Annotated in this window: 3 protein-coding genes; all 3 read left to right on the top strand. The window is 35.8% G+C overall.

What is annotated here, in order from left to right; genetic code table 11:
• Window positions 1-165 precede the first annotated feature (165 nt).
• On the top strand, window positions 166-432 hold the full coding sequence (locus tag ACXJY6_RS19705; RefSeq protein WP_458769379.1) for a hypothetical protein: 267 nt from the start codon (window positions 166-168) through the stop codon (window positions 430-432).
• Between the two features lie 306 nt (window positions 433-738).
• The gene (locus ACXJY6_RS19700; protein ID WP_458769378.1) at window positions 739-1,590 is read left to right on the top strand and encodes a hypothetical protein; all 852 of its coding nucleotides are present in this window, start codon (window positions 739-741) and stop codon (window positions 1,588-1,590) included.
• Between the two features lie 138 nt (window positions 1,591-1,728).
• Window positions 1,729-2,304: a hypothetical protein gene (locus ACXJY6_RS19695; RefSeq protein WP_458769377.1), complete on the top strand. Its 576-nt coding sequence runs from the start codon at window positions 1,729-1,731 to the stop codon at window positions 2,302-2,304.
• Window positions 2,305-2,478: the final 174 nt, after the last annotated feature.

Below are 2,478 nucleotides of genomic sequence, written 5' to 3'. Positions count from 1 at the left end.
AGCCGTATGCAGTGAAAGTTGCACGTACGGTTCTTAGAGGGGCGGCACTTGGTAACAAGTGTCGTCTACTCGACCAAACCTTGTTTCAGGGTTAACTTTCATTATGGCTAGCTACTCGATATGCTATAAATTATCTAATGTCATTGCCGAAGCGAGAAGTAAGGTATGAGTAAAAAACGGTTGTCAGAAAAAGAACTTTTGGAAGGATTAACAAGTCATACTGGACACTCTGATTCACTCGTGACTACAAGTGAACAAGATTGGGGATCTTATTCGGAAGATGCGGATAAAGCGGACCGCGATTTTCTAGTTCAACGAGGCGATATTTTTTACTCTTGCCGAATTGAATTTGAGGAAGATGAACAAGACCGAGAACTAGTTAAGCAAAGAGAAAACTCTCCAGAAATTGACGTTGATATAGAAGATCTGTGAGCCATTATTTCTGCGTTATAGAATTAGTCAACTAAATCAAAAATGCCCCATACCTTCTCAGAACTACCAAACTCTACTGTTAAAATTTCATACGGTAATAACCCACATCATACTCGTCGTTTATATTGGCTCGATTTTCTAGTAGTAAAATAAGAAATATGTTACATATTATTGGTTAGATATTAGTGCTCTTGAGATAACGAGCCAAAATTGAAGAGTGTTTTGTATTGGCTCGTTTTTCTAATGTTATGTTTCTATCTGTCACAAGTAACTCGAAAGTGTATTGATAAATCATAGAGGTATTTTATGTATGTTTATAATGCCGATAGAAAAGGCGTTAAAAATAAAAACTTTGCTTTTAAGCACTTAGGAGTTTCGCCAATCGCTGCTGCCGAACGTGTTGAAGGTATGTTTGCTCATCAAGAGCGTTGTTCTATTAGCGAAGATTTGATTGTTAGTACCCATGATGTGTATAACAGGATTATTAAACAACAAACTCTCGATCAACATTTGATTGAATTCTGCAACTATTCAAAAACTTTCAGTATTTCCGAATATGTTATTCATGCTAACCGTCCACTTCGGTTAATAGATCTTTGGGAAGATGATCCTATAGGGAGTGCTGGACCTAAAGTAGTTTCCCATAATCAATTGACGGAACAGGAACTAAAAGAAGTCCAATCTATTTTTTACCCATTTACTGATGTGATATATCCGCGCGATATTTTTAGTGTTATGTCACTAAATGATATTAAGGGCATTAAGCGTCAACATATGGAGAATGCTTTTTTTGCTAATGAGCTCAAAAAACGAAAATATCGTTCTAAAGCAATTGGTGAAGACTTTAATCAAGCACAATACCAAGAAATAGTTTGGTTAGATCTTACTTTTAAGTTGAAGAACTGGGCTCTTGGTAAAGGCTTTGATTCTTTTGTATATTCCAATAAAAAGGAAGGTAATGGTGAAGATACGTTTGTTACTTTATTGCCTAATCAATTAGAGGCAACAGGAAGAACTATGGAGTTCATAGAGGACAAATATCTTTTAGAGATGCCTAAAATAATAAGTGAATTAGTGAATAGCGGTTGCTACAAATTCTTTGAAGAAGTAAATCATTTACTATGGGGGTGTCAAAACCCAATGCCTTATTGGAAGTGACTTAAGTAATTGAAAGTCTTAGAAACATAACAAAGGCATCAAGGTGACGCTAGACACTCGGTGGTTTTGGTTTGAAGTGTAATTGGTTTAGTAAGTAATGTGCTGGCGCACCTTATGTTAAGCGTATAGGAGTGTGTTGTGACATATGGTTACCGTTTAAATGTAGAGCAACTTCTCCTAAAAAACGCAAATGAGTATTGGGAAGAAGCATCTACTAAGTTTGTTGAAGTTTCTGATTCTGTTCCTGATACAGGGGTTGTATTAACTTTACTAGCTCCTGAATTTGATGATGACAAAACTATTTCACAATGTATTCAGGCGGTTTTAGGTTGGGCTATTGCTACTGAAGCCTTTATAAATTTAGTTTGGCAAAATTGTCCTGATACCGCAGAAATTGATGAGCGAAATTTTAGAAGCACAGTTAGTAAAATAAAGCATCTCTGTAAAACTGTTCAGATTGAGTATGGGGCGGTGTCTTGGAGAGGTAATTTAGTCGAGTTATTTAATTTGAGAGATTACCTAGTTCATTATAAAGACTCGATTACATATGTTGGCTTTAGCTTTGCTCCAAAATTTCAGCGTGACTTTTCAGAAGAGTTTATGAAAGACTATCAAAATGCAGTTATATGCTTATTTAAGATGTTTGGAGACTCTTTTAATGTAGATGTTTCATTTCTGAATGGTGAATATGATTTATTCTTTTATGACGAATAGTATTCTCGTAAAATACTCTTAACGCCCGTTTAAGCGGGCGTTATGTTTTTTGAGGAAATATGGATATACGAGAGGTTAGCACAGCAGAAGTTTTACTTATCAGGCATCTAGTTTTATGGCCTAATAAATTGCCTTCATTTTGCGAAATCGAAGGGGATGACTCAGCCACTCACT

Source organism: Vibrio phycocola (assembly GCF_054404255.1).
This window is presented reverse-complemented; position numbering and strand designations above follow the sequence as displayed.

What these genes read in the sequence shown, in the direction of transcription:
- ACXJY6_RS19705 (WP_458769379.1), top strand. Translation starts at nt 166, where the DNA reads ATGAGTAAAAAACGGTTGTCAGAAAAAGAACTTTTGGAAGGATTAACA.
- ACXJY6_RS19700 (WP_458769378.1), top strand. Translation starts at nt 739, where the DNA reads ATGTATGTTTATAATGCCGATAGAAAAGGCGTTAAAAATAAAAACTTT.